A 26,224-nucleotide genomic window follows, 5' to 3' on the forward strand; every position below is an offset into this window, starting at 1 on the left:
AGATCTTTAAACGCCTCAAATACCATTATTTATTTTGATGATCTCAGTTCTTTTTAGAAATTAGCCAATAGCCATCTGGAATTTCGGATGCGCCTATAGTTCTTATTCGTCAAAATAAGAACTATAGGAAAACCTTATAAAATACTATTCTCTTTCAGTGCTTGAAGGAGTTCTTTCTCACAGTCGACTCCACCTTTAAAGTCAGGACCCAGTCTAATGAATTTTACATTCTGTGCTTTAGCGCCAAGGACCTCTGCATCTACCCCTAGTGCCATAACGACACCGCCTGGTTTTAATCCTTTGGTTACATCGGAAATTCCGAAAAGACTATTATCCAGTACGACGACAACATCTGGGGTTGTGTCATTTTCGGAGCGCTCAATGATTACTCCCTCTGAGACTCTTAAGGTAGAGTTCATGGGGTTTCCGGGACGAAAAGCACCAAATCCATCAAATACTTGAACATGCTTTCCTTCGGTCATGAGCTGCTTACCTATAGTCCTAGTTACTTTCCCTACGGGTTGACCAAAACGTCCGAGAAATTTTACTTCTACCATTCAGCTCACTCCCCTCTCCCGTAATAAGCATTGACAGATTTCTGATATTCGTCGATTTGCTCTGCTGTCAGATTCTTAAATCGTCCTTGTGATTTTAAATAATCTGCAACTGGAGTAAAGCTAGGCTCATAAGTGCGGGTTCTCTTTCCTTCATCGACTTCGAAGAGTTCCCAAAGTCCACTTTCTGTGGCTTTTTTACAAATCTCGATGGTTTCATCCGGTTTAATTCCCCAACCACGATGACAAGGAGCTAAGATATGAATATAAGAGAAACCTTCTTTAGATGCTGCCTTTTTGAATTTGGCCATCAGATCTTCGGGATAAGCGATATTGGCACTTGCTACATAATCAATCCCGTGCGCTTCCATGATTGCTAGCATGTTCTTTTTACGAACCCTTTTACCTAGCGAACCATTACTCGTAACAGCATACAATGGAGTCTGACTCCCTGTCTGCCCACCGGTATTCATATACATTTCATTGTCATAAAGCACATGAATCATATGCTCCTGACGTTCAGCAGCTCCCGTGAGAGACTGGAATCCGATATCTGCGCTTCCAGCATCTCCACCCCAAGATACCACATTGACATCCTTGATTCCTTGGATGTCTAGGGCTGCTCTAATTCCAGATGAAATAGCCGGTGCACATTCAAATAGTGTATGGTAGAACGGCACTTTCCAGGTGGTCTTGGTGTTGTTTCCGCCGAGGGTTGCCATACAGGAAGCAGGAATGGTGATGATTGTTCTTTCGCCAAGAACCTTCATCGCCTGTCTTCCAGCGATTGCAGCTCCACAGCCTTTACATCCGACATTGCCTTGTCCAAACAATTCCTCTTTCGGCAGGTTCTTGAAGTCTACCATCTTTCTTCCCTCCTTTACAATCCGATCCATTCGGATCTATTTTTGTCTGAATCGCTGCTTTCTGTATGATTAACGGCCTCTTTGATTTCCTCAACACCACACTTGCCGCCGCCAAGTCCTAAGATAACCCCGTTGATTACCTGGTTATCTTGGCCATAGGATGCAGCCTTGATGTCTGTCGCCAAAGCGCCACCAACACCAAAAACAATATTTTTGTCTAAAACTGTGACATAACGAGCATTCTGGATATGCTCAAGAATGGCTTTAGCAGGGAAGGGTCTCCAGGTCTTGACTTTTAAGAGACCTATCTTTTTGCCTTGTCTTCTAAGCTCTTCCACTAAAATCCTCGCTGTGCTGACGATTGACCCCATAGCTACAACGACATGCTCAGCATCATCTAACCGATAGCCTTCAACTAAGCCACAGGATTGAGCGTCAAACTCTTTGTTATATTCTGCTGCAACACGAGGGATAACGTTCAAAGCCTGAAGCATCGCTTCATTTTGAGTATATTTATAATCTGTATAAAATTCAGGTCCAGTGACTGTATTGACCCCTCTGGGATTAGTTATGTCTAGCGCCGGTTGGCGTTTCAAAGGGAGAAAAGTGGTCACTTTTCCCTGATCAGGTACAAATACTTCCTCTAGGGTGTGAGACTGGATATACCCTTCATAGTTAATCATGACTGGAGTTCTAAGCTCCTCAGCGATTCTAAAGGCTTGGATCGTATTATCGATAATGTCCTGGTTATTTTCACAGAAAAGTTGAATCCATCCGCTTGCTCCTTGAGAAACAGCATCACCCTGCTCTGGAAAACGACTATGAGGTGCGGACAAAGCCCGATTTGCAACCCCCATAACGATCGGCTGCCGCAGTCCTGCTGCATGATAGGCAACCTCAGTCATGAGTAATAATCCTTGCGAATTGGTAACTGTATAACTACGAGCGCCAGCTAAGGAAGCGCCTAATACGGCGGCCAGAGCACTATGGTCGGATTCCACTCTAATAAATTTGCAATTCAACTCGTCATCATCGATGTATTTGCTTAACCTTTCCATTGCGGGAAAAGCAGGGGTTATGGGGTAATAACCGAGTACTTCAATTTTGGCAAGCTTGGCTCCAAGGGCTGCTGCTTCACTTCCTGTGATAAGTACTTTATTCATATATCTATCCTCCTTTGCCTAAAAAATTCCTTTTGGGCCTGTATATTCTGGAACCATCACAATGCCTTCACTCTCTTTGGCACAAATTCCGCAGCCTTTACATAGCTTATAGCTAATTACAATTCCGTTTTCGTCGAGAGAAAGTGCTCCATCCGGACAGTAAAGAAGAACAATGGGGTTTACCTTCGCCAAATCTGTGATTTCCGGACGATAGATCCTCTGTACTACTGCATTTGCTGCTTCAGCCAGAGCCCCAGGATCACCTGAGGGAACGATGGGCAAGTTCTTTAAGACCATAATTCTTGTACACCTCCTTACATGATCTACTCCATACTTATATATAAGCAAGAAGTGTGCCACAAAATGACTTATATTGCATAGATATCCTTAGTTTTTAATATTCTGGTAAACTGCTTGGAGCTTAAGCCCTCAACAATGCCGTATTCCAACGTTTTTTCCATATCCAAAAATTCAGAACATATATAAAATTACATTAGTTTTGAGCGTGCTTTCTATGTCCACAAAAACATAAATTAAGACTATATGTTTCGCATTTGAAACATATAGTCTTAATTTATGTAACACTACCGTTTATTAGTGTAACGGTTACTTTCTGTAATAATTTGGGATTTCTTATTTACAAAGCTGAAACCATTCCTTTGATTTTCTTTGCATGAGAAAATAGATTGCTATTAGCTGTATTACAATATTAGCTAATTGTAAAGAACCACTGAAAAAGGTTGATGAAAACAAAGCTGCCAACTGAGGCACATAAAAAATAAGGCTAATTAAGGTAACTACAATATATACTTTTCGAGCCCAATTCCTGTTTTGAGATATTTTATAGACAAAGTAGCCGTTAACAAGCAACCCCAGAAGAATAAAGTAAGAATAAATCATGAAATATTCATGATTAGATACTGCAGAATTATTGAAATAGCCTACAAAAGCTCCAAAGACTACGGAGGTTAGTAGAGTTTTTATGGCATACTCAACTTCTTTGGGTCTATTTATTATTATCTTAGACGACGCATTGCCATTAGCCACAGGTTTTTCCTCCCATCGGAGTCTTATCTACCGCACAAACTTGAATTAAATTTCAATAAATTTACAAAAGTATTTGAGCTGTGTGAAATCAATAAATCTAATGAGTTAGTATTGGAACTGGCCTTAGCCAGTTCCAATACGTTTCAAGTCTAAATTGATAAATTTCATTATGCTGAACTAGTACCTCGGTCAAGTGGTTACTCAGGCCTTGTAATCACTCCGCTAATAGCAGATTTCGCAACTGTAAGTGGCGAGGCAAGATAGATTTCAGCTTCTTCGGAACCTATACGTCCTGGTGAATTACGAATGGTCGTTGTTATCGCTACATCTTGGGAAGAAAGTAGTCCAAAGTGCTTACCTGGACAGGGTCCACAGCCTGGTGGCATTACCACAGCTCCACTATTCCTAAATATTGTAGTTAATCCCATCTCGTCCATTTTATTGGCTATTTTATTTGAGGCAGGTGTGACTATCAGTGTAACCTCTGGATGTATCTTCTCTCCTTTTAAGACTGAAGCACTAACCATCATATCTTCTATCCTACCAGCTGAACATCCTCCAAGGATGGCTACAGTAATTTTCTTTCCCTCTAAGTCCTTCACGGGTTGTACATTGGTTGGGTCCGGTGGCACAGCAAGCATCGGTGAAATAGTACTTACATCTATGCTGTGTACTTCTCCTTCAGCTTCCTCTTGGGAAGGAAGAATAAAGGCTGTGACAACTCCCGCTTCTGGAAGTAAATTGCATAACGTCATTTTACTATCGCTACTGGCTTGTTCCAGATAAGACCCCGTTAAAGCAACCGCCTTACCCTTGATGCTCCGACCGAGACTCCTTAGGATATATAGAGCTATATCTCTGGCCATGACACTGGGCTGTAGCTGACCTTCTAGTGAAAGGGTTATTACTTCTGGTACGGTGAGTTTGTAAAAGCCCGTTTCTAAGGGCTGTACCATTTTTTCTGGAGAGAGAGAGAACGCTATGGCACCAAAGGCGCCAGAAGTAGCCACATGTCCATCAGCACCCACGATAATCATGCCTTGCCACAAGGATGCTTCTTCAGCTACGACTTGATGCAATACCCCTTCCCCATGATTATACAACTTAAGACTCTTTTCCTTAGATACTTCAGAAAGCTCTAGCTGAAGCACACGCTCCGCAATCGTAGGTGCCGGGTAGGCATGATCTATGGTAATTAGTACGTTATTAGCTTCTGCTAGCTTAAATTCTGACTTCTTCCACGCAGAGTGTACTTTTGACCACGTTCCGTCGTGTCCTAGTATGAGATCTACCTTAAGGTTTATTTCTTGACCAGAAACGACTTCAGGTAATAAAGCAGCTTTTGCTAAGGCTTGTGTGAAAAACTTCAAAGTGAAGCCCTCTTTTCCATATCGATATTAAAAAGCCCTATATATTTTCTTTTCAAGTATCTACTTATAGCGATGCGAGTAATGCTATTTGCAAAATAATGTAATCTTCATAGGGAGCCCCCCTATTTAGTAGGGGGGCTTAATTAAGTAGAAGATGAACTCTAAGTACTAATGATTAAGCAAGTCCTAATACGGTGAAGAGAATCCAGCAGATGATTGAACCGAAGATGGCCATCGAGAATCCCCAGATCATCATGCCTTTGAATAAAGGTTTGGAGTCGACGGAATCTGGTGCACCAGAGATGAATACAGCTCCTGTAGTGGAAAGCGGACTCATATCGGTTAGGTGACCAGCAACGATGATCGTTGTAATCAACGCGGGTAGGTTGGAGGGATCGGAACCAATCTTCTGCAGAAGGAGTGGTGCCATAGGAAGGAAGGCGGGCAAAATAACCCCAGAAGTGCTGGCATAGGCAGAGACAATTGCTGAGAAGAAGCCAACGACCAGTGTTGCAGTATACGGTGTGGAGAAGTTAGCCATAATGTCAGCAAAGAGATCCATACCGCCGATATTCTGCATGAGACTTACCAAAACGGTGACACCGGTTACGAGCATGATAGCTCCCCAAGGCATTGCTTTGAAAGCAGCTTTCTCGTCTCCAGCTTTCATGAGGATTAGGATTGAACCCAAGAGGAACGCTAATAATCCAATATCGAGATTAAAGCCAATAACACCAATGATTAAGATGGCGATTGCGACTAAGGTCGATTTCTGTGCGAAATTGAAAGGTTCAACAACCATATTCGCCAAAACTTTGGCTGGGCTGTTTGCATCATTACGATTTTTCCACAACTTGAGACCACCAAAGAGGAAATAGGCAATTGCTGCTACTACGATATGGACAAGTAGCATGCTAAGCCATATTTGCATAGACATGTCTGTGATGCCCATCTTGGCTAAAATACTGTTTCCGACGATTCCGTTCGGAGCAAGTGGGGACATTGCACCAGCTTGGGCGCCATTACCTACGACTAAAGCCATAAGGAGGGGAGGAATTCCTACTTCCACAGCCAGAACCATTACAGGGGCTGCCATTAAAGCAGAAATAGAAATCTGACCAGGTCCAACTGAAGAAAGGATAAAAGCAAGAAAGAATAAAACGATAGGAATTACAGCGACATTACCTTTGGCTGACTTAACGGTATAATTCGTAATCTTATCCAAGGTACCGTTCGTCTGTGCTATACCGAAAAGAAAAGTTACCCCGGCGAGCATTATGAGTAGACTGACCGGATAGGCTGCAATCAAGGTCTTGACTTTAACTCCACCGATGAAATAACCAATGATGAGAGTTAAGCCAAGAGCTAGGGTTCCAAGGTTGGTATTCTTCCAGATGGATACGATAATTGCTAAAACCAAGGCCACTAGGGATATGACATCCATGTTATTAGCTAGGAAATGGGCAAAGCCAGTGTTCGCTAAAAAGCCTAAACTGAACATTATGCATCCTCCTCAATTAATTATAGATCCAAAATATTTTCAACATGTTAAATACCTTTATAATCCATAAGTAGTAAGATAATAATTCATCTGATGATTTATGATTTCAGTTATTTTTAGGAATTAGACATTTATCCATCTGAACCGCGAATAAACCCTATAGTTCTTATTAAAATTTTAATAATAAGAACTATAGGAAGCCCTTCTCAAATACTATGGGAGAACCTTATAGGATACTATTGTCCTTCAGAGCTTGGAGGAGTTCTTTCTCACAGTCAACTCCACCTTTAAAGTCAGAACCTAATTGTATGAACTTTATATTCTGGGCCTTAGCGCCAAGGACCTCTGCCTCTACCCCTAGTGCCATAACGACACCGCCTGGTTTTATTCCTTTGGTTACATCAGAAATTCCGAAAAGACTATTATCCAGTACGACGACAACATCTGGGGTTGTATTATTTTCGGAACGCTCAATGATTACTCCCTCAGAGACTCTTAATGTAGAGTTCATGGGGTTTCCGGGACGAAAAGCACCAAATCCATCAAATACCTGAACATGCTTTCCTTCGGTCATGAGCTGCTTACCTATAGTCCTAGTTACTTTCCCTACGGGTTGACCAAAACGTCCGAGAAATTTTACTTCTACCATAAAGCTCACTCCCCTCTCCCGTAATAAGCATTGACAGATTTCTGATATTCGTCGATTTGCTCTGCTGTCAGATTCTTAAATCGTCCTTGAGACTTTAAATAATCTGCAACTGGAGTAAAGCTAGGCTCATAAGTGCGGGTTCTCTTTCCTTCATCGACTTCGAAGAGTTCCCAAAGTCCGCTTTCTGAAGCCTTTCTGGAAATCTCGATTGTTTCACTAGGGTTAATCTGCCAACCACGATGACAAGGAGCTAAGATATGAATATAAGAGAATCCTTCTTTAGCTGCTGCCTTTTTGAATTTGACCATCAAATCTTCGGGATAAGCGATATTAGCACTTGCTACATAATCAATCCCGTGCGCTTCCATGATTGCGAGCATGTTCTTTTTATGAACCTTTTTCCCTAACGCTCCATTCGTTGTAATAGCATACAATGGAGTCTGGCTCCCTGTCTGCCCACCGGTATTCATATACATCTCATTGTCATAAAGCACATGAATCATATGCTCCTGACGTTCAGCAGCTCCCGTGAGAGACTGGAATCCGATATCTGCGCTTCCAGCATCCCCACCCCAGGATACAACGTTGACATCCTTAATTCCTTGAATATCGAGCGCTGCCCTAATTCCAGATGAAATAGCCGGTGCACATTCAAATAGTGTGTGGTAAAATGGCACTCTCCAGGTGGTCTTGGTGTTGTTTCCGCCAAGGGTTGCCATACAGGAAGCAGGAATGGTGATGATTGTTCTTTCACCAAGAACCTTCATCGCCTGTCTTCCAGCGATTGCAGCTCCACAGCCTTTACATCCGACATTGCCTTGTCCAAACAATTCCTCTTTCGGCAGTTCTTTGAAGTCTATCATCATTTCTTCCCTCCTTTACAATCCGATCCATTCGGATCTATTCTTATCTAAATCATTGTTTTCAGTATGATTAACGGCCTCTTTAATTGCTTGAACACCACATTCACGGCCTCCGAGTCCTAAGACAACCCCATTAATGACTTGGTTTTGCTTTTCTTGGCCATAGGATGCAGCCTTGATGTCTGTTGCCAAAGCGCCACCAACACCAAAAACAATATTTTTGTCTAAGACTGTGACATAACGAGCATTCTGGATAAGATCAAGAATGGCTTTAGCCGGGAAGGGTCTCCAGGTCTTGACTTTTAAGAGACCAATCTTTTTGCCTTCTTTTCTAAGCTCATCCACTAAAATCCTCGCTGTGCTAACGATTGACCCCATAGCTACAATCACATGCTCAGCATCCTCTAAGCGATAGCCTTCAACTAAGCCGCAGGACTCCGCGTCAAACTCTTTGTTATATTCTGCTGCAACACGAGGGATAACGTTCAAAGCCTCAATCATTGCCTCGTTTTGAATATATTTATAATCGGTATAGAATTCAGGACTGGTCACCGTATTTACCCCTCTTGGATTGGTTACATCGAGAGCCGGTTGCCGATTCAGAGGGAGAAACGCAGTTACTTTTTCCTGGTCAGGTACATAGACTTCCTCTAGGGTATGGGACTGGATGTAACCCTCGTAGTTAACCATAACTGGAGTTCTAAGTTCCTCAGCGATTCTAAAGGCTTGAACCGTATTGTCTAATACATCTTGGTTGTTCTCACTAAAAAGTTGAATCCATCCACTTGCTCCTTGAGAAACAGCATCACCATGCTCAGGGAAACGACTATGGGGTGCCGACAAAGCTCTGTTCGCAACTCCCATAACAATCGGCTGACGCAGTCCCGCAGCATGATAGACAACTTCTGTCATAAGTAATAACCCTTGAGAATTGGTAACTGTATAACTACGAGCACCCGCTAAGGAAGCACCTAATACGGTGGCAAGAGCACTATGATCTGATTCGACCCTGACGAATTTGCAATTTAGCTCGTCATCTTCGATGTATTTACTTAACCTTTCCATGGCCGGAAAAGCCGGGGTAATGGGGTAATACCCCAGTACTTCAATCTTGGCAAGCTTAGCTCCTAGGGCGGCTGCTTCACTTCCTGTGATGAGTACTTTGTTCATAAATCTAACCTCCTTTGCCTAAAAAATTCCTTTGGGACCTGTATATTCAGGAACCATTACAATGCCTTCACTCTCTTTAGCACAAATTCCGCAGCCTTTACATAGCTTATAGCTAATTTTAATTCCATTTTCGTCGAGGGAAAGTGCTCCATCCGGACAGTAAAGAAGAACAACGGAGTTCACCTTAGTCGGATCTGTAATTTCTGGACGATGGATTCTTTGTACTACTGCATTTGATGCTTCAGCTAGTGCCCCAGGATCACCTGAGGGAACGATGGGTAAGTTCTTTAATGCCATAATTCTTGTACACCTCCTTGCGATGATCAAACTACATAGGTAAATATAAGCAAGAAGCATGCCATAAACCGTCAAAATAGTGTTGATATTGTCATTTTTCCGTATACTGAATTAATTATTTTGGGTCAAAACGCCTTAACCATGCCATATCCCTACGTTTTTGTATATTATAAAATTTAGAAGCAAGATATGATTTAAAGAAATCAGAAGATAATTTTTACGTTCACTAAAAACAAAAATAAACGTTAAGTGTTTCTTGATTGCAACACATAACGTTTATTTTTGAAACATTTCGATTCATTGTGTGACAACTACTACTTTAAGACTGAAGTTTCCTCCAGAGTGTAGTTCTGCTGATCCCAAGACGACGTGCGGCCTCAGTCTTATTCCCTCCGGTCTCTTCCAACACTTGCTTTATTACTTTTTTTTCAACCGCACTCATCCAATGATCATTAATTCCTTCTTCAGGACCATCCTGATTTCTATTACGAATAATTTCCGTAGATGTTGGGCTATCTTCCTGGAAAGGAATCTCTTCATCAAGCATAAGGACGTTTGCAATATCCTCTGATTTTATTTCTTCCTTCCACGACCTCATAGCAAGCCTCTCCATAGCATTACGAAGCTCACGAATATTACCTGGCCAGTTATAGTTTATGAGTATCCTCTCGGCCTCCGAAGAAAATGTCCCAGGTGCTTTCCCTCTCTTCGAACAGAATTCGTTCAAGAACCTATAGGCAATCATGATAATATCGTTTCCCCGCGCCCTCAAAGATGGGACTTTTATGGAAAGAACATTGAGCCTAAAAAAAAGATCCTCTCGAAATTCTGATTTCTCAACCATTTTTTTCAGATTTCTATGTGTAGCTGCGATTAGACGGACATCCACAGGAATGATGCTACTATCCCCTAAGCGCATAACCTCACCCTGCTCGATGACTCTAAGTAATCGAGCTTGAAGCATCGGAGACATTTCTCCTACTTCATCTAAGAAAAGTGTTCCTCTATGGGCCATTTCAAACATACCCGCTTTTCCTGCTTTACGCGCTCCAGTAAAGGCCCCTTCTACATAACCGAATAATTCGCTTTCTAATAGACTCTCAGGTAGAGCTGCACAATTCACCGCAACAAAAGGTTCACTCTTCCTTTTGCTCAAATTATGAATCGAATGAGCGAACATTTCTTTTCCGGAGCCAGTTAGTCCATGTATCAAAACAGTGGAGTCAACTCCCGAGTACTCCTTAGCAATATCGATCGCGTCTCTTAAAGGCAAGCTATTGCCGATAATATCCTTAAAGTTATACTTTGCAACTAGTCCTCTCTCGGCAAGTTTTCTTCTCACCTTTCCCTCTAGCTTTTGCAGCCTTTCTACTTGTTGAAAGGTGGTTACAACACCCTCCACTTTATTGTCTACGATAATCGGCACACGATTTGCTATAACTTTAGTATCTCCAATATCTAAGAATTCCGCTATTTCTGGCTGTCCCGATTCTAGTAAGTTATGACAATGTGCTTTAGGAATAATACTGGTAATATACTTACCAATTGCCTCCTCTGCCTTCCATCCAGAAATCTTTTCTGAGGCCTTATTAAAGACAGTAATTTTCCCTTCCTTATCGAGAGCAATAATTCCATCATATGAAAATTCCAGGATTGCCTTAAATTGTTCGGCTTTTTTCATTTCCTGTTTGCGAACCAGGTTAACTCTTCTTGCTTCGTCGACAGCCCTTCGTACAGAGTCAAGCCCTGAAGAGACAACCACTGATTTCAACCCTTGCCTGAGAGCTTCGTTAGCCATGGCTACTTTACCTATGATTACTTCGACTCCCCGCTCACGTAAATACTGAATCCCTTTGCTAATGTCTTCCAGACCATCACTGCAAGTGTAACGTATTATTTCATCCTCAACCATTTCAGCAAAAGAGTCGAGATTGGAGATAACTTCCTCCACGTCGACAATTCCAATTTTCTTTCCTAATCTTCTTGCTTCAAAATAAGCACTAACGATATCGTACCCCCCAATGGACATCTCAACTAATGGCAGGTCGACTTTGGAATTTCGAATCTTCCAGAGTGTGACCCCTCTACTAATAATAACATGATATCCACTTCGCTCAGCTTTTCTAGCACGTTCGACAGCATCGTCCATTCTAGCAATCTCGATAGTAATATCCTTACTACCCTTACAGACTTTTTGGGCTACTTGGGCGATATCAGGATAAGGCGCCAAAAATAGAATTTCCGGCATGTTAACGTCCTCCTGGAATTATTCATTTCACTATTATCTATTTCTTCATTACCTTTTTCTTCATTATCTTATTTAAACCCTTACTAAACAAGTATAATTCATTAAACATATTAAGTCTTCTGAATTATTACCATTTATTATTTTGACAGGCTCAAAAAAGAGCACCAATCCAGGTGCTCTTTTTCATACTTGAACTATTCCTATTTATCTATTAATCCCAATCTTTTAATGAGATAAGGTATCGCTCTTTCGAAGCATACGCCATATCTTCTTTCTTGCTCTGCTTCTACGGTCAACGCGATACACTTGTGTGTGTAATCCACAGCGATTTGGATGGCTTCTTCAAGGGGGAAATCATTTAAAAGCGCTGATAGCAGTGTACTACCGAATACATCGCCTGTGCCATGGAAGTAACCCTCAATCCGATCATTGAAGGCGTAACTCACCTTATCTGTGTAGCTATCATAGGCTGCCGCTCCTAGCTTGTCTTTTTCAAACGAAACACCGGTCAGTACAACCTTCTTCGCTCCCAGTGAGGATAGTTTCCTTAGCGTAGCTTCAACATACTCAGGTGAATAAGTATCGCCAACATAGTCTTCCTCCAAGATGAACGCTGCTTCCGTCAAGTTGGGTACGACAATATCTGCCAGGGCACATAATTTCGCCATTCCCTTGGCCATTTCTGGCGAATAGATGGAGTATAAAACACCATTGTCCGCCATAACAGGGTCAACCATGACGAGGGTGTCCGTTCTTCTAAACGTATTAAATAGATCGGCCACTAAATCAATCTGTTCAAATGAACCCAAAAAGCCACTGTATAAGGCATCAAATTTTAGATCTAAGGATTGCCAATGATCGGAAATAGGTTTTATGTCCTCTGTTAGATCTCGATACGTAAAGCCCTCGAAGCCACCCGTATGCGTGGACAAAACCGCGGTTGGTAATACACTTGTATCAAAGCCTGCTGCTGAAATAATGGGTAATGCTACGGTAAGTGAGCATCTCCCTACACAAGAAATATCGTGAATTGCAGCTACTCTTTTTTGTTTGCTCATAGTACTAATTCTCCTAGCCTTATGAAATTTTCTAATTTTTGTCTTCAAACTATCTACGTTGCCCTCTATCCCAACTTTTTAAGGGCACTTTTCATATCTTTGATAAAAGCTTCTACTGCTTCCTTTTGAGTTGCCCAAGAGGTGACTAGGCGAATTGCAGAGTAATCGGAATCAACCTTTTCCCAGATATGAAAGGAATAATTTTCTTGAAGTTCATTTACTAATGAATTGGGGAGTATCGGGAATATCTGATTAGAGGGTGAGTGGGTCAGAAACTCAAAGCCTGCTTTGCTTATTTCCTCGCTCAGCATACCAGCCATCTTATTGGCATTCCGTGCCAGATCAAAATACAGGTCATCCCTAAAAAGCTCGAGGAACTGTACCCCTAGGAGTCTTCCTTTGGCGAGGAGCGCTCCTTTTTGCTTCATATGAAATCGGAAATCCTCCTTAAGTGAATCTCGGCAAAGGACGAGAGCTTCCCCGAGGAGTGCTCCATTCTTGGTCCCACCAATATAGAAAGCATCCACAAGAGTTGTCAAATCAGAAAGCTCTAGGTCATTCTCCTCAGAGCACAGTGCCGAGCCCAGTCTAGCCCCATCCATGTACAAAATAAGGTTGTTTTCCTTGCAGAACTTACTGAGCTGTTCCAGTTCACCTTTTCGATAGATTGAACCTATTTCTGTCGAGTTCGAGATATATACGAGCTTAGGCTTTACCATATGCTCGTCAGTATGAGCCTCGAGTACAGCTTTTATATGCGAAGGATTCAGTTTCCCCTCGCAACCTTCTATGGATATGACCTTATGCCCTGTAGCCTCAATCGCTCCAGTCTCATGTACGAAGATATGACCAGTGTTTGCTGCAATCGCGGCTTCGTGAGGTCGTAAGAAGGCAGAAATAGCAATGAGATTCGTTTGTGTGCCACCCGAAATAAGGTGGATGTCTATATCGCTTCGTCCAATTCTTTCTTTTAATAATTCAATCGCTTGTCGTGAAAAGCGATCCTCCCCATACCCTTCGTCCTGGACAAGGTTAGATTCAAGCAGCGCATTTAATATTCTTGGATGGGCCCCTTCAGTGTAATCGGTCTTAAAGCTGTACATGTGTTAGCCTCCATCTTTGTCTTGTTTCTTTTATTTCATATAATCCTAGCCTTTTCTTCATTATATAGTGTCTCGTCATGGATTCAAATCGTATTCTTGATGGATACCCTATTCTAGCTAGTTCTCCTTATGGTGAATTACGCATTAATTCTTGAACCTGTAAAGCACGTGGACGGTTCCCCTGCTTCCTAATTTCTAAACTGTGCAAACTTTATCCTGATGCCTTGGCTGCTGAATTTCTCTTCATATTCTGTCTGGATATTTCCTTGGAAGTCGCTCTGGCCTAAATCACAGGTCCGATATAATTCTGTGAACCCAGTAGCCTGGAAATACGCAAGACTGTCTGTAAAGAGTATGTCATCGTCTGTTTTAAACCAGACTTCCGATCCCTTTTTCAAAAAGGATTGATACCTTCTTAAAAAATTGGGATGGGTTAGTCTTCTTCTATGATGTCTATTGCTGGGCCAAGGATTACAAAAGTTAATGTAAATTTTCTCAATTTCATTAAGAGCAAAGACCTCGTCGATATTCTCGATATTCATGGGGATAATCCTTACATTATGGAGGTTGTTTTCGTTGGCTTTCCTTAAGACCTTAACCAAAAGTTCATGATGGACATCCAACGCTAGGTAGTTAATCTCTGGATTTTCCCTTGCAAGTTCGGTGATGAAACGTCCTCGCCCACATCCCAACTCGAGATGAATCGATTGATTATTCCCAAAGAGCTCTTGCCATCTTCCTTTGTATTCTGATGGGGTGAAAATAACCTTGTGATCTTTTTCTAGCTCGGGCTTTGCCCACCACTTTTTTCTAAGTCGCATTTGAACGTTCTCCTTTGATTCGCGGATTGAGGGACAAATCAGTGTTTTGGGGGGATTTCCATTTCGTTTTGGATACTCTGGGATGAATTTGAGTCGCAAGGGGCGTTACGTAGGGAAAGCGAGGCAAAGATTGAAGCAATAGGTTGATTGAATACTGAAGCTAAGATGACAGGAATCGCAACAGCAATCGGGAAATATGTCATGGCCAGAACAAAGCCAAAATTGATGTTACGCATGCCTACATTGAAAATCATGGTTAGCACGATGGGTCGAGTTCGATTGCGCAAAGCAAAGGAGGCCAGATACCCAACGAGGTAGCCACATAGCATCAGCAAAAGGATCACCAGCAAAAGTTTGAAGATAGACATCTCCCACACAATTTGGGGTGCGATAATGGCAGCATTGATTAAGATAATGAAAAATACCCCGATTTTAGCCGTCAGCCCTCCGAGAGACTGAGAGAAGTAATCCACTTTGCCTTTTGTGATATCATTGAGTGCCATTCCTGCTATACTCGGCAAAGCGACCATTAAAATCAAATCCAAGATCATTTTAGAGTAGTTCACGGCAACACTCTGCCCTAACACGAGGGCGAAGAAACCAGGAAGAATGAGCGGAGCGAGTAGCGTGTCAAGCATCACAACGACTAAGGCAAGAACCACATCGCCCCCTGCTATTCCTGTCCAGACGATCGAGGTGAGCCCGATGGGAATGACCGAGCTGATCAAAAAGCCAAGGCGGATGGAGAAATCCTGGGGATAAAAAAAGAAGCCGATACCCCCGGCGATGATCGGCATGATGACATGTATCAGAATAAGCATACCGAGCGGAACAATCGGGTGTTTAATAATCCTCAGTAAATCCTTGACATGAATATCTAGAGAGGTGACAAAGGTCAAATAGATAAAACAGAACAGGGTTATATTTTGAGATAAAAGGAAGCTAGGTAAGTCGAAGCTGAAGCCTATAATTAAAGCGATTAAAGTGACAAAAAACATCCGCTGTCCTAGCCAACGGTTCCATTTTGTTAGATAACTCAGCATTGTCTCCTCCATAGTCTCTAGTATCAGTATTATTGAATTAACTTACATAGTGTACTTCGATAATCCAATGGTTTCAACCCTATAAATATCTCTTTCTCGAAAAACAAGTAACGAGGAACACGTCTTTTCCCTAGCTACAAAAGCCTTAAGACAAAGCAAAAGCACGTTAGATAAGGCTTTGAACTTTCTAACGTGCTTTCCTCTAGTGGGTCTGAACGGCAGGAGCTGGCTTGCTTTTTATCTTTTTAGCTTCAAAGAAGAGGAAGGTGGCTGTCATCATCACGGACAATGTATCAGCGATCGGTGCTGTTCTCCACACTCCTTCGATCCCCCAGAAATTAGGTAATATGATTAGAAGCGGAATGAATATGAGTACCTGTCTTGATAGGCTAAGGATCGTTGATTGAACAGGTTTGCCAACTGCTTGGAAGTAATTGGCGCCGACGATTTGAAATCCAATAATTGGGAGAAGAGCAAGGAACGTGAGCAGAGCGTGAACCGTTAATTGCGTCAGGGCGATATCTCCCTTGCTAAAAAGTTCCACGATAGGAGTAGCAAAGAGTAGTAAGAGGATGTAACCCACGCTGGCTATGGCCACACCGGCTATAATCCCTTTTTTTATCGTTTCACTCACTCGATCGTAAAGCTTTGCACCGTAATTAAAGCCGATCAGAGGCTGAGCCCCCTGACTGATCCCGACAACTGGCATTAAGAGGAACATTGCGACACTCATGATAATCCCCGCAGTTGAAAGTGCTAAATCTCCACCATATGCCATTAAGGTTTTATTTAAAATGATTTGCTGAATAGTATTGGCAATTTGCATCGCAAAAGGTGCGAATCCAATGGTCATAATCTTTAAGGCGATTGGAATTTGGGGCATAAAGTTTTTCAGTCGAATTTTAATCTTGCTTCGACCTGTATAGAAATAACCGAGCACCCAAATCGCCGAAACAGTCTGCCCAGTAATCGTGGCCAAGGCTGAGCCCTTGATACCTAATCCGAGGTTAAAAATGAAAACATAGTTCAAGATAATATTGATTACTGCGCCAATGATTTGTGTCATCATTGCAACCCGAGGATTCCCTTCGGCCCGGATGAAGTTATTCACCCCAAAAGAGATCGCTCCAGGGACCGCTCCCATCATGATGATATGGATATAATCTCGGGCATAGGGTAGAACTTCATGGCTTGCACCGAACAGTCTTAAGATAGGGTCTGAGAAGAGGAAGTAAATTCCTGAAAGTAGCAAAGGCAATAATATTAACAAAAAGGTAGCATTACCTGCTATTTTATCAACCTCATCTTTTTTTTGCTCCCCAAGGCGGATCGATATCAAGGCGGTCGCTCCAACGCCAATCAACATGGCAACAGCCGCCAAAAGAGTCATTATCGGGAGGGCTACAGTAGTCGCAGCTATGCCTACGGAACCAACACCTCGCCCTACAAATATCCGGGATATGATATAGTAAAAGGCATTCACTAACATGCCGATAATTGCGGGTAAGGAAAATTCCCAGAGAAGCTTCCCTATATTCCCATCACGAAGGTCAAAGTTTTTTATCATATAAACACTTCTTTCTCTTTTCTCTTTCTCTCTGCTCTCTGCTCTATAATTTCTCTTTACTTCTATTTTCTATACTTTTACTTTCTATCAATGCTACGCTTTCTTCAGAAACTCAACTACTTTTTTTAGGTTGTTCTGAAATTCTTTGATTTCAGCAGGATCGGCCTTCAATAAAGATTCATCTATTCTTTTTGCAAAAAAATCCATGACCCGTTCCATCTCTTCCCTCCCCTTTGTGCTCAGGGATATAAGAGTCTTTCTTCGATCTGCGGGATCATTAGACCGGATGACAAGATCTTTCTCCTCTAGAGAGTCGATAAGGGTGGTCAGGCTCCCTTTTTCGATATCCAGCCTTTTGCCGATCTCGGTCAAGGTCATCGGGGCATGTTTGTACAAAATACTTAAGATTTTCGTATCGTTTTTTTTCAAGTGGGACTCACAGTTAATCTCATGCCGAAAACGGCGGAAGAATTTCTCATGGAATAATCCCATGAAGGCAAATAATAAATCTTGGATCTCTTTGGCTTTATCTAAATTCATGTTATCACCTCGAATTGCTAAGTATTTTCTTCCTCCCATTGATTACAACTCAATCGTTAGAATTCTAACAGTAAGAATACTTATATTATAGTGTGTGAGACGCGTCTAATCAATACAAGAATTCAAAGAAACTCGATTCAGAAAATTGCCGCTTGGAAAAAGCACCATAAAAAACCACCCTTATACAAGAGTGGTTCATGAGATCTATCCTTTTGATAACTGGACATCATTTCTTGACTTTGTTCTTAATAAAGTAATGAATAATATTGGGGTTACTCGTTTTTCGTGGCTGAATTTCAAATTGCTTTAAGGACGATATCAGTGGGGTGAGCTTAGTATGACCGTAGTTTCTCGTATCAAAATCGGGGAAACGCTTATTTAACCTTTTCCCGACTTCACCTAAAAATGCCCATCCATCTTCGTCAGAGCTCTCCGTTATGATAATTCTAATCGAATTTATGAGTTCATCAGTTGTTGCCATGCCATCTTTTGAAGTCTCATGCTTTTCAAGTCTAGGAAGGGCATTCACCTCATGAGAATTTGTGGTGATTGAGGCTAAGACTTCAAGGTATTTAAACTTTTCACAGGCAGCTATGAAGGGCATAGGCGTTTTCTTTTCACCCATGCCGATAACATACATTCCAGCCTCTCTAAGGCGAGCAGCCAGTCTCGTAAAATCACTATCACTTGAAACGATGCAGAAAGCATCTACATTATGCGAATAGAGTATATCCATTGCGTCAATGATTAATGCCGCATCTGTAGCATTCTTACCTGTGGTATAGCTGTATTGCTGAATAGGTGTAATCGAATAATTAAGTAATACAGTTTTCCAAGAGGCTAGTTGAGGTTTCGTCCAATCTCCGTATATTCTCTTGTACGTGGGGATTCCATGGTTAGAGACTTCATCAAGTATATATTTTATATATTTATCCGATACGTTATCTGCGTCAATTAAGACGGCAATCTTCTTATCATTTTCCATATGGTATCCCCTTAATATCAAATTCTCTTGCAAATATAAAAGTAACGATTAAGAGACAAATCTGTATACCCATTATTTACTAGTATAATAGAATTTCGGAAATCATACAACTGAGTATTTCTATCAAGATATTTTTTCCCCCGATTCAAAAGGCTTCGGAATGCATCGAAAGAGCACTCCAAAGCCTTTTAGTTTTTCAGTTGAACTAACTGACAGCCGTCAGTCATATTTTCGCTTTGGAGCTACCTTAGCCTTAGAACCAAGGAGCTTGGCTCATAACTGAGGAATAGAACAAAACTCGTCCTGCTATTTCCCCGACGTATAACGGTACTACACCACCTGACTTATCCTCATAAAGCTGTAGAAGTAATGGCGAGAATGCTCAAAAAGGGTGGAGGGTTGATCATCTCCGACTTTGCCAAGCATAAATATCCTGAGCTCGTCGAAGAAAATCGCGATCTATGGTATGGTTTTACAGAAGAGCAGTTTCTCAAATTTTTAACGGATGCTGGTCTAAAGAACGTTTGGGTTGAGATACATAAAGACTTCCCTCGTCTATTTCACACCAAGTCTGGGAAGATTCTCAGGATTCCAACTATTATTGGAGGAGGGGTAAAATAGAGAAAGGAAGGGCGCTGGAAGTCTCTACCTTACAGGGATTTCCAGCACCCTTCCTTTTTCACTCTATAAGCCATCGTTCCCTAAAGTTAATAACACTCAGTATCATCAGATCGGAATATCGGTCATAGCAAGAGTCCTTCTTCACTAGTAAACGCTAGTTTTACCATCCAATCTCTTTTGTTTTCGTTTGAAGGATATTCGCGGAAAGAGTAAAATGAGTATGTATGGAGAGGAGAGTGTAGATAGTGAATAAAGTCATACTTTTATCGGGAAGCCCCAATGCTGAGGGGAATACAGCTCAGGTTCTACAGGAATGCCAAAAGGTCATTGAAAGTCTGGGCGTAGAAGCTGAATTAATCAGTTTAGCGGGGAAAAGAATCCAATCCTGCATTGCCTGTAGAAAATGCGCCGAACTTAAGAAATGCGTGCTAAACGATGGTCTTAATGATATTATCGAGAAAATCAGAAATTCTCAAGGCTTTATCATTGGATCACCGGTCTACTATGGTACTGCCCGAGGGGATCTGATGTCAGCACTCCAAAGAATCGGTATGGTATCCGGCTCGACCGATCGTTTTCTGTCTTGGAAAGTGGGTGGCCCGATCGCCGTTGCCAGAAGAGGCGGGCATACAGCTTCAATTCAAGAAATGCTCATGTTCTACCTCATCAATGACATGATTATACCAGGGTCCACCTATTGGAATATTGTCTTCGGTAAGCAACCTGGCGAAGTTTGGGAGGATGAAGAAGGGATTCGAACCATTCGACGTTTTTCTGAAAATGTCGCGACGCTCATCAAAAAAATATATCCACCTGCAGAATAATCGTTCTTAAAATAGACCTCTGATTGGCTTTGAAATTTGAAATCGGATCATTATTCGCACAAAAATGACCTCTCACTACTGTGAAGAGGTCATTTTAAAATGTATATAATCCCGCAAAGTTCCTCCTGACTAAACACTGATAATCGACCAAAAATCACCTACTTCATTCGTTCAGGACCTGTGTCCCAGCTAAACACCTTTCTACATATTTGTTGTTCCCATTGAAAATGGTAACGCTAAGGGTGTTAAAGAAATCGAACGAAACGTTTCTAAGATTGACCAACCGAACTCACTGACTAAGCCGATCCACTGACAAAACCGACAAACTGACTAAACCGAACAAGATACTAACCGACCAAGATACTAACCGACCAAGATACTAACCGACCAAGATACTTGCCGACAACTGACTAACCTGAACCACTCGAACTAACCGACAGACAATGAAATTGAACCATGGGATTTTGATAGGAGAGACAGACAACACTTCGGAGGAACTTTGCGGGAAATTTGACGATAAAAACAACAAAAGCCATCCTCAAGGGTGGCTTAAAATCCAATCGGCAACATTCACACTATCTTTCCCACGTTGCCTCGGATTGTATACCAGCCCTCGTCTGTAGAAAGTTGAACACGGAATGTATCATCGATTTATTCACTTTATGCTTTGATAATAAATCCTGTTGCATAGTTTGTCAATAGATTTTATGATATTAAAATATAGTAAAATATAGTTAAAGTGAAGGAAACTGTAAGCCCCACCGCTAATCCATAGATAACATAGGGTTAACTGATCGTGGAGATTATTCTATAGTTTGGGAGGAAAATCATGTTTTATGAAGGGATTATTTATCGCCCACCCAGTGAGGGCTCAAGCCTGATCCTTCAAGTGACAGTAGGCTGCAGACACAATCAATGTACATTTTGCAGTATGTACAAAGGAAAAAGCTTTCGTATTAAAAGTCGGGAAGAGATAATGGGTTTGATTGAGGCCGGAGCACGCCAGTACCCCTTTGCGGAACGAATTTTCCTTGCTGATGGAGATGCTCTGACTTTAGATACTGAGCTCTTGCTCGATATTCTTAAAGAACTTTATCGGCAATTTCCACATCTGAAGCGTGTAGGGATCTATGGCGGACCCAAAGACATCCTCGATAAATCCCTTAAAGAGCTCAAGCTACTCAATCAGAAGGGGCTGGGGATCGTCTATTTAGGAGTAGAAAGTGGAAGCTCCATCATCCTCAACCAGATTAGGAAAGGAGTAACCCCCGAGGAAATGATTACTGCTGGGCAACGGATTGTGGCAAGTGGTCTAAAGTTATCCTGTACGGTAATCCTTGGTCTCGGTGGTATGGAGCTTTCACAAGAGCATGCTCTTGATACAGCAAAGGTGATCAGTGCCATCAATCCCCAGTATTTAGGGGCATTGACCCTCATGCTGGAACCTGAAGCACCTCTCTCAAGACACGTTAAGACGGGAGATTTCAGACTGCTCTCCCCTTGGGAAGTTCTTCAAGAACTTCAACTCATGATTCAGCACATAGACGTTCAGAATTGTGTATTCCGAAGTAATCATGCTTCAAACTATCTCTCTCTCAAAGCGAATTTGCCTTCAGAGAAGGAAGCTTTACTTGCAACTTTAGCTCGCGTTATCGAGGAAAATCGAGAGGAGCATTTGAGACCTGAGACGTGGCGAGGGCTCTGAAAGAGCTTTACTTGGAGTCGCTCGTTTCTTCATCTGATCGCTCTTCATCTAGATCTTTCTTCGCCTCCAGGCGGTTCGTCCCAAAGCCAGCTCGTGTTCTTTAGTTTCATCTTGGATTCTATGTAAATATTCTGGATGCTCTACGTCCAATTTCTCGCTTTCAGTGAAGATATCTGTTCCATACATCGTTTCTTTCTTATAGACAACCTCAAGTTCAGAGAGTTGATAATCCTGGGCCATATCTTCAGGAATTCCTTCAATCATCCAATCCACATATCGCGTGTTGTTGACATGCCCATTTGTGTCTATATCACTTCGCCTCACGTGGAAATTCATTTCGAATTGAGCATCAGTCATTTCTGGAAGATCCTTGAAGGGGTCCTCCATTACTCCCTTCCCTTCATCCAACCCATACGCCTGCTCAAAGTGTGCGGGAATACGTGTGGTTCGTTTTTTATCCACGTTCAGATAAATCCATAAAGAGCTGGCATGACCTAAGCGGTTTCCTTCAGAATCTATAATACTAAATTCTCGATTTGCGTAAAACCTCTCGAACTTCGATGGCCAAGTTTCTATCTTGATCTTCTCACCCAACTTGGGGTAACTATCCATTCTTAGCAACCAACGATTGAGCACCCAACCAGTTCTCTCTGCTAATAAATGATCGATACCAAGGCCGACTGCCTCCGAATGGGAAGTTGCGATATCCTCCAGAAAATGGAGTATGGAAACTGGATTAACCGCCCTGTTTTGGTCTATTTGAAAATAATAGATTTCATATCCTTTTTGAAACCCTGGCATTTGATCACTCCTTTCGTATTCGTGACCAATATTTTCATAGCTTCTTTCCTAAACTGCGATAATAACATATCAGAGCAGTGATAAAAGCGGCTAAAATCTTTACAAGGATATCTGTTGCCGTATCTTCAAGCCCACCCTTTACCATTCCTGCTTTGATCAGATAATCCCCGACAAATTCAAACATTTCCCATAAAGTGCCTAAGGTAATAGAAATACTGAAGGCAAATATGACTTTGAATAGGGTAAATCGCTGTTCAGTTATTTCTTGTTCCTTTTTAATCGTCCCATTTATCGAATATAAGGTGACTACAACTACGAAACTTCCAAAAATAGCGTGAAGAAGTAAATCCCACCACCAAAATATTTGATAGAGTTTCTTGATTTCTCCCAGGTATTGTGCCATAAAAATAAAAAGCACGGTTATAAGTTGAAAACCAGAAGGTAGCACAATGTTCTTACACTTTGCAATACGTGCAATTACGAAGGGGAGTATAAGACATACCATAGCAAGTAGCGACAAGGCTAAATCCTTCCATTGCCTGGATGCAGTACTAACCATCGCTGTTATTAATAGTACTATTTCAAACACGGCTGCTACGTGAGCAGCTTGCTTACTATGATTATTCACTAAAGTAAACTCCTCTACTGGTTCTATTTAATTTCAGCTCATTAATCTATTATTAGCAGTTTCTGCAAAATTACTGCTACAAAGTCGAGCTATTACATCGTCTTTTCAACTCTGGACGACTCATTCTTCTATTCTGAATTGCCTCCAGAGCTCCGTTTTCATTTTTCAGGTAAAAAATACCCTCCTAAAGTAGATGCTTAATCTACCCTAGGAGGACCTTTAATTTTTCTATGTCAGATTAACCCTTCGTGGCAATTGAAATGTCCCTCTGTCTCCCCAACCGGAGTGTCACCGTAACCCCTTCTCCAGGGGGGCTTTGAATCATCAGTCCATATTCTTCGCCATAATACAGTCGAATTCGTTCCTCTACATTTTTCAGTCCTACCCCTCCCAATCGGGTATGGGCATTCTGCGCCGCTACCTCCACCACCTCAAATCCAACCCCATTATCCTTAACGCTTAATAGTAAGCTATCTTCACTCTTTGCGGCGGTGATCTGGATTAGCCCTGTTCCAGGCAGCTTTCGGATGCCATGATAAATAGCATTTTCCACCAACGGCTGCAGTAGAATTTTGGGGATGCTAATATCGAGCAGGCTTTCGTCGGCGAAGATCTCATAAGAAAGCTTGTCCTGATAACGTTCCTTTTGAATGAACAAATACTGCCGAACATGATCCAGTTCATCCCTAACCGTCGTCAGTTCACTTCCTCCACGTAATGAGAGACGGAAAAACCGGGCCATTGCTTTGGTCACGGATACTACCCGTTCCATATTACCGAATTCGGCTAGCCAGACTATAGTATCTAAAGTATTGTACAAGAAATGAGGATTGATCTGGCTGTAGAGAGTCTTTAATTCACTGGCACGAAGGGACTGTTCCTTTCCACGGATTTCATCCATCAAGTCTTGGATGCGATTCATCATTGAGCGAAAATGACTGGATAAGCTGGCAATTTCGGCACTACCTTTGGCGGACACTTCAGTATCTAATAGTCCTTGTTCCACTTTATCCATCGCTTTTTCAAGCTTGCGGATAGGCCGAGACACGCTATTGGCAAATATACTGCTGCTACAGAGAGCCACAAGAAGCATGACCGAACCCAATATCAACAGCACCATGACAATATCCTTTTGCATGCGCTTCACCCCATCCAAAGAGGCGACACCGACTAACAGCCAGTCTGTGTTTACCAAGTCATAGCGGTGGGTAAGCTTTTGCTCGCGGGAAAGCTCATCGCCCTGCATTTCCAACACACGGATCAGTTCTTGCCGTTTTTCTTCCTGACTGAAAAACTCCTTGTTGGGGTGATAGACCACTTGTTGATTCTTATTGAGGATGAAAGGATACCCCTTCTGTCCAAGATTTAGATCTTGTAGGATGGATTCGATGGCATTATATTTCAAATCGATCCGCAGGACACCAAGATGCTGACCCTTTTCATCCTTCAATTCCCGCCCCAAGGAAATCACCCATTTATCCTTGTCCATGGAAAACTCCTGCATCCGGGCAGAGGTAAGAACGGGCATAGTACTGTCCAAGGAGGCTCGGTACCATGCTTGATCACGAATGTTTCCAGTAAATTGCATGTCAAGATTGACTTCGTTAGTGATAAGTTGCCCGTCCGCACCGATCAAAATGATGGAAGAAATCTCTGGATTGGACTTTAAGATAGACTCGACAAGCGCTACGATATCCGCTCGTTCGGTATCCGACACGTCTTTTCCCGTAGAAGTACCACCAAAATACCGGTGCACCTGGGGGTTCTCGACAAGCAGCTCAGATAGTCCCTTCAATTGCTCAATGTACATTTCCAACTGACGACCGCTCTTATCTATCGCCATGGCAGTGGTCTTTGCTGCCTCCTGCTGGATGATACCGGTCGTACTGAAAAATAGAGCAACCCCCATGGCTCCAACAATCAGGAAGGAAGCGATAAGATAGAAGGCAAGGATCTGGGTACGAATCCCCCATAATCGCCATGGTCTCATGAAGGATCTCCTCTCATGACATCCCTAAAGCTGTTAGGGGATACTCCAAAACGTTTTTTAAAGCTGCTGCTAAAGTAATTTGGATCCTCAAATCCGACCTTCTCCGCAACTTCATATACTTTGCAAGAAGTGACCAGCAGCAAAATTTTAGAACGCTCCAGCCGCATGATCGTTAGGTATTCCTGAAAGGGAATACCCAAGATCTGTTTGAATACGGTACTTAGATATCCGGTACTTAAATTGACAGCTTCGGCCAGTCTCTTCAAAGAAAATGTCGGATCAGCTAGGTAAGTGTCCATAGCCTGCAGGATGGTCTCACGGTATTCCAGATTTCGAGCATTCCCTCCGTTGGCCAGTAGCTGGAGACTTTCCAGGGATTCAAGCGCCCGTAAATGGGCCTCATTCTCTTGAATCTCATTCACCAATTTGCGCAGCAATTCCTGAATATCGTTTCTGGAGACAGGCTTTAGTAAGAAATCATCCACCCCCACTTTGATAGCTGCCACTGCATAGTCAAAATAATCGTAGCCGGTAATTATCCCCACCCGAATATTTCGGTCTTGTGCTTTGACGGCACGTGCCAAGGTCAGTCCATCCATATTGGGCATGTTGATGTCGGCAAGTACGATATTCGGTCGTTTCTCACGGACGAGGTCTAGAGCCTGGATGCCGTCTTCAGCCTCATAGACCTCATCAATGAAAAGCCCTTTGAAATCAATAAGCTGTTTTATTCCTTTTCGGATAATGGGTTCATCATCCACAATGAGCAGCTTATACATTGTCGCACATCCTTCCCTGCCCGGGCACAGC

The 26,224-nt window shown here is 42.2% G+C and carries 26 protein-coding genes; 3 read left to right on the plus strand and 23 right to left on the minus strand.

Annotation, left to right across the window (positions count from 1 at the left end):
* Positions 1 to 134 precede the first annotated feature (134 nt).
* The 19 genes from ACZ42W_RS13675 to ACZ42W_RS13765 all read right to left on the minus strand — a co-directional run bounded on the left by ACZ42W_RS13675 (position 135) and on the right by ACZ42W_RS13765 (position 18,845).
* The gene (locus tag ACZ42W_RS13675) at positions 135 to 557 is read right to left on the minus strand and encodes a 2-oxoacid:acceptor oxidoreductase family protein (protein WP_464165904.1); all 423 of its coding nucleotides are present in this window, start codon (positions 555 to 557) and stop codon (positions 135 to 137) included.
* 5 nt (positions 558 to 562) lie between these two features.
* Positions 563 to 1,420 (minus strand): thiamine pyrophosphate-dependent enzyme, encoded by an 858-nt coding sequence (locus ACZ42W_RS13680; protein WP_464165905.1) that lies wholly within the window; start codon positions 1,418 to 1,420, stop codon positions 563 to 565.
* Between the two features lie 14 nt (positions 1,421 to 1,434).
* On the minus strand, positions 1,435 to 2,583 hold the full coding sequence (locus ACZ42W_RS13685; RefSeq protein ID WP_464165906.1) for a transketolase C-terminal domain-containing protein: 1,149 nt from the start codon (positions 2,581 to 2,583) through the stop codon (positions 1,435 to 1,437).
* A gap of 18 nt (positions 2,584 to 2,601) precedes the next feature.
* Positions 2,602 to 2,880 carry a 2-oxoacid:ferredoxin oxidoreductase subunit alpha gene (locus ACZ42W_RS13690; RefSeq protein WP_464165907.1) on the minus strand — a complete coding sequence of 93 codons (279 nt, stop codon included), beginning with the start codon at positions 2,878 to 2,880 and terminating at the stop codon, positions 2,602 to 2,604.
* 336 nt (positions 2,881 to 3,216) lie between these two features.
* Positions 3,217 to 3,630 (minus strand): hypothetical protein, encoded by a 414-nt coding sequence (locus ACZ42W_RS13695; protein ID WP_464165908.1) that lies wholly within the window; start codon positions 3,628 to 3,630, stop codon positions 3,217 to 3,219.
* A gap of 197 nt (positions 3,631 to 3,827) precedes the next feature.
* Positions 3,828 to 5,000: an aconitase family protein gene (locus tag ACZ42W_RS13700; protein WP_464165909.1), complete on the minus strand. Its 1,173-nt coding sequence runs from the start codon at positions 4,998 to 5,000 to the stop codon at positions 3,828 to 3,830.
* Positions 5,001 to 5,175: 175 nt separating this feature from the next.
* The gene (locus ACZ42W_RS13705) at positions 5,176 to 6,501 is read right to left on the minus strand and encodes an SLC13 family permease (RefSeq protein ID WP_464165910.1); all 1,326 of its coding nucleotides are present in this window, start codon (positions 6,499 to 6,501) and stop codon (positions 5,176 to 5,178) included.
* Positions 6,502 to 6,727: 226 nt separating this feature from the next.
* Positions 6,728 to 7,150, minus strand: a complete 423-nt coding sequence (locus ACZ42W_RS13710) for a 2-oxoacid:acceptor oxidoreductase family protein (protein ID WP_464165911.1) — start codon at positions 7,148 to 7,150, stop codon at positions 6,728 to 6,730.
* Positions 7,151 to 7,155: 5 nt separating this feature from the next.
* Positions 7,156 to 8,016: a thiamine pyrophosphate-dependent enzyme gene (locus ACZ42W_RS13715; protein ID WP_464165912.1), complete on the minus strand. Its 861-nt coding sequence runs from the start codon at positions 8,014 to 8,016 to the stop codon at positions 7,156 to 7,158.
* Positions 8,017 to 8,028: 12 nt separating this feature from the next.
* Entirely contained in the window at positions 8,029 to 9,183 is a 1,155-nt protein-coding gene (locus tag ACZ42W_RS13720) for a transketolase C-terminal domain-containing protein (RefSeq protein ID WP_464165913.1), read from the minus strand.
* 18 nt (positions 9,184 to 9,201) lie between these two features.
* Entirely contained in the window at positions 9,202 to 9,480 is a 279-nt protein-coding gene (locus ACZ42W_RS13725; protein WP_464165914.1) for a 2-oxoacid:ferredoxin oxidoreductase subunit alpha, read from the minus strand.
* Positions 9,481 to 9,799: 319 nt separating this feature from the next.
* The gene (locus ACZ42W_RS13730; protein WP_464165915.1) at positions 9,800 to 11,728 is read right to left on the minus strand and encodes a sigma 54-interacting transcriptional regulator; all 1,929 of its coding nucleotides are present in this window, start codon (positions 11,726 to 11,728) and stop codon (positions 9,800 to 9,802) included.
* 200 nt (positions 11,729 to 11,928) lie between these two features.
* Complete coding sequence (locus tag ACZ42W_RS13735) at positions 11,929 to 12,786, minus strand: pyridoxamine kinase (protein ID WP_464165916.1); 858 nt, start codon at positions 12,784 to 12,786, stop codon at positions 11,929 to 11,931.
* Positions 12,787 to 12,851: 65 nt separating this feature from the next.
* A complete protein-coding gene (locus ACZ42W_RS13740) occupies positions 12,852 to 13,889 on the minus strand; it encodes a threonine aldolase family protein (protein ID WP_464165917.1) in 1,038 nt (345 codons plus the stop codon).
* Between the two features lie 188 nt (positions 13,890 to 14,077).
* On the minus strand, positions 14,078 to 14,710 hold the full coding sequence (gene trmB / locus ACZ42W_RS13745) for a tRNA (guanosine(46)-N7)-methyltransferase TrmB (protein ID WP_464165918.1): 633 nt from the start codon (positions 14,708 to 14,710) through the stop codon (positions 14,078 to 14,080).
* 38 nt (positions 14,711 to 14,748) lie between these two features.
* Positions 14,749 to 15,753 (minus strand): bile acid:sodium symporter family protein, encoded by a 1,005-nt coding sequence (locus ACZ42W_RS13750; protein WP_464165919.1) that lies wholly within the window; start codon positions 15,751 to 15,753, stop codon positions 14,749 to 14,751.
* A 202-nt stretch (positions 15,754 to 15,955) separates the two neighbouring features.
* The gene (locus ACZ42W_RS13755) at positions 15,956 to 17,320 is read right to left on the minus strand and encodes an MATE family efflux transporter (RefSeq protein ID WP_464165920.1); all 1,365 of its coding nucleotides are present in this window, start codon (positions 17,318 to 17,320) and stop codon (positions 15,956 to 15,958) included.
* Positions 17,321 to 17,413: 93 nt separating this feature from the next.
* Positions 17,414 to 17,860, minus strand: a complete 447-nt coding sequence (locus tag ACZ42W_RS13760; protein WP_464165921.1) for a MarR family winged helix-turn-helix transcriptional regulator — start codon at positions 17,858 to 17,860, stop codon at positions 17,414 to 17,416.
* A 226-nt stretch (positions 17,861 to 18,086) separates the two neighbouring features.
* Entirely contained in the window at positions 18,087 to 18,845 is a 759-nt protein-coding gene (locus ACZ42W_RS13765; protein WP_464165922.1) for an NYN domain-containing protein, read from the minus strand.
* A 378-nt stretch (positions 18,846 to 19,223) separates the two neighbouring features.
* Here ACZ42W_RS13765 and ACZ42W_RS13770 point away from each other — a divergent pair, with 378 nt between their 5' ends.
* The 3 genes from ACZ42W_RS13770 to ACZ42W_RS13780 all read left to right on the plus strand — a co-directional run bounded on the left by ACZ42W_RS13770 (position 19,224) and on the right by ACZ42W_RS13780 (position 21,995).
* Positions 19,224 to 19,466, plus strand: coding sequence for a hypothetical protein (locus ACZ42W_RS13770; RefSeq protein ID WP_464165923.1), 243 nt, complete (start codon positions 19,224 to 19,226; stop codon positions 19,464 to 19,466).
* Between the two features lie 245 nt (positions 19,467 to 19,711).
* The gene (locus tag ACZ42W_RS13775) at positions 19,712 to 20,290 is read left to right on the plus strand and encodes a flavodoxin family protein (RefSeq protein WP_464165924.1); all 579 of its coding nucleotides are present in this window, start codon (positions 19,712 to 19,714) and stop codon (positions 20,288 to 20,290) included.
* 829 nt (positions 20,291 to 21,119) lie between these two features.
* Positions 21,120 to 21,995, plus strand: coding sequence for a radical SAM protein (locus tag ACZ42W_RS13780; RefSeq protein WP_464165925.1), 876 nt, complete (start codon positions 21,120 to 21,122; stop codon positions 21,993 to 21,995).
* Positions 21,996 to 22,043: 48 nt separating this feature from the next.
* Here the strand turns inward: ACZ42W_RS13780 and ACZ42W_RS13785 are convergent, their stop codons facing one another.
* The 4 genes from ACZ42W_RS13785 to ACZ42W_RS13800 form a co-directional block, all read right to left on the minus strand.
* On the minus strand, positions 22,044 to 22,796 hold the full coding sequence (locus tag ACZ42W_RS13785; protein WP_464165926.1) for an acyl-[acyl-carrier-protein] thioesterase: 753 nt from the start codon (positions 22,794 to 22,796) through the stop codon (positions 22,044 to 22,046).
* Positions 22,797 to 22,830: 34 nt separating this feature from the next.
* Entirely contained in the window at positions 22,831 to 23,424 is a 594-nt protein-coding gene (locus ACZ42W_RS13790; protein ID WP_464165927.1) for a DUF2238 domain-containing protein, read from the minus strand.
* Positions 23,425 to 23,662: 238 nt separating this feature from the next.
* Positions 23,663 to 25,414: a cache domain-containing sensor histidine kinase gene (locus ACZ42W_RS13795; protein WP_464165928.1), complete on the minus strand. Its 1,752-nt coding sequence runs from the start codon at positions 25,412 to 25,414 to the stop codon at positions 23,663 to 23,665.
* Complete coding sequence (locus ACZ42W_RS13800) at positions 25,411 to 26,193, minus strand: response regulator transcription factor (RefSeq protein WP_464165929.1); 783 nt, start codon at positions 26,191 to 26,193, stop codon at positions 25,411 to 25,413. Before ACZ42W_RS13800 ends, ACZ42W_RS13795 begins: the two co-directional genes overlap by 4 nt.
* Positions 26,194 to 26,224 lie beyond the last annotated feature (31 nt).

This window comes from Desulfitobacterium elongatum (genome assembly GCF_055378975.1).

Excerpts from the sequence above, each read along its gene's own strand:
- ACZ42W_RS13675 (WP_464165904.1), bottom strand. The coding sequence starts at position 557 with ATGGTAGAAGTAAAATTTCTCGGACGTTTTGGTCAACCCGTAGGGAAA.
- ACZ42W_RS13680 (WP_464165905.1), bottom strand. The coding sequence starts at position 1,420 with ATGGTAGACTTCAAGAACCTGCCGAAAGAGGAATTGTTTGGACAAGGC.
- ACZ42W_RS13685 (WP_464165906.1), bottom strand. The coding sequence starts at position 2,583 with ATGAATAAAGTACTTATCACAGGAAGTGAAGCAGCAGCCCTTGGAGCC.
- ACZ42W_RS13690 (WP_464165907.1), bottom strand. The coding sequence starts at position 2,880 with ATGGTCTTAAAGAACTTGCCCATCGTTCCCTCAGGTGATCCTGGGGCT.
- ACZ42W_RS13705 (WP_464165910.1), bottom strand. The coding sequence starts at position 6,501 with ATGTTCAGTTTAGGCTTTTTAGCGAACACTGGCTTTGCCCATTTCCTA.
- ACZ42W_RS13710 (WP_464165911.1), bottom strand. The coding sequence starts at position 7,150 with ATGGTAGAAGTAAAATTTCTCGGACGTTTTGGTCAACCCGTAGGGAAA.
- ACZ42W_RS13715 (WP_464165912.1), bottom strand. The coding sequence starts at position 8,016 with ATGATGATAGACTTCAAAGAACTGCCGAAAGAGGAATTGTTTGGACAA.
- ACZ42W_RS13720 (WP_464165913.1), bottom strand. The coding sequence starts at position 9,183 with ATGAACAAAGTACTCATCACAGGAAGTGAAGCAGCCGCCCTAGGAGCT.
- ACZ42W_RS13725 (WP_464165914.1), bottom strand. The coding sequence starts at position 9,480 with ATGGCATTAAAGAACTTACCCATCGTTCCCTCAGGTGATCCTGGGGCA.
- ACZ42W_RS13730 (WP_464165915.1), bottom strand. The coding sequence starts at position 11,728 with ATGCCGGAAATTCTATTTTTGGCGCCTTATCCTGATATCGCCCAAGTA.
- ACZ42W_RS13735 (WP_464165916.1), bottom strand. The coding sequence starts at position 12,786 with ATGAGCAAACAAAAAAGAGTAGCTGCAATTCACGATATTTCTTGTGTA.
- ACZ42W_RS13740 (WP_464165917.1), bottom strand. The coding sequence starts at position 13,889 with ATGTACAGCTTTAAGACCGATTACACTGAAGGGGCCCATCCAAGAATA.
- trmB (WP_464165918.1), bottom strand. The coding sequence starts at position 14,710 with ATGCGACTTAGAAAAAAGTGGTGGGCAAAGCCCGAGCTAGAAAAAGAT.
- ACZ42W_RS13750 (WP_464165919.1), bottom strand. The coding sequence starts at position 15,753 with ATGCTGAGTTATCTAACAAAATGGAACCGTTGGCTAGGACAGCGGATG.
- ACZ42W_RS13755 (WP_464165920.1), bottom strand. The coding sequence starts at position 17,320 with ATGATAAAAAACTTTGACCTTCGTGATGGGAATATAGGGAAGCTTCTC.
- ACZ42W_RS13760 (WP_464165921.1), bottom strand. The coding sequence starts at position 17,860 with ATGAATTTAGATAAAGCCAAAGAGATCCAAGATTTATTATTTGCCTTC.
- ACZ42W_RS13765 (WP_464165922.1), bottom strand. The coding sequence starts at position 18,845 with ATGGAAAATGATAAGAAGATTGCCGTCTTAATTGACGCAGATAACGTA.
- ACZ42W_RS13770 (WP_464165923.1), top strand. The coding sequence starts at position 19,224 with ATGCTCAAAAAGGGTGGAGGGTTGATCATCTCCGACTTTGCCAAGCAT.
- ACZ42W_RS13780 (WP_464165925.1), top strand. The coding sequence starts at position 21,120 with ATGTTTTATGAAGGGATTATTTATCGCCCACCCAGTGAGGGCTCAAGC.
- ACZ42W_RS13785 (WP_464165926.1), bottom strand. The coding sequence starts at position 22,796 with ATGCCAGGGTTTCAAAAAGGATATGAAATCTATTATTTTCAAATAGAC.
- ACZ42W_RS13795 (WP_464165928.1), bottom strand. The coding sequence starts at position 25,414 with ATGAGACCATGGCGATTATGGGGGATTCGTACCCAGATCCTTGCCTTC.
- ACZ42W_RS13800 (WP_464165929.1), bottom strand. The coding sequence starts at position 26,193 with ATGTATAAGCTGCTCATTGTGGATGATGAACCCATTATCCGAAAAGGA.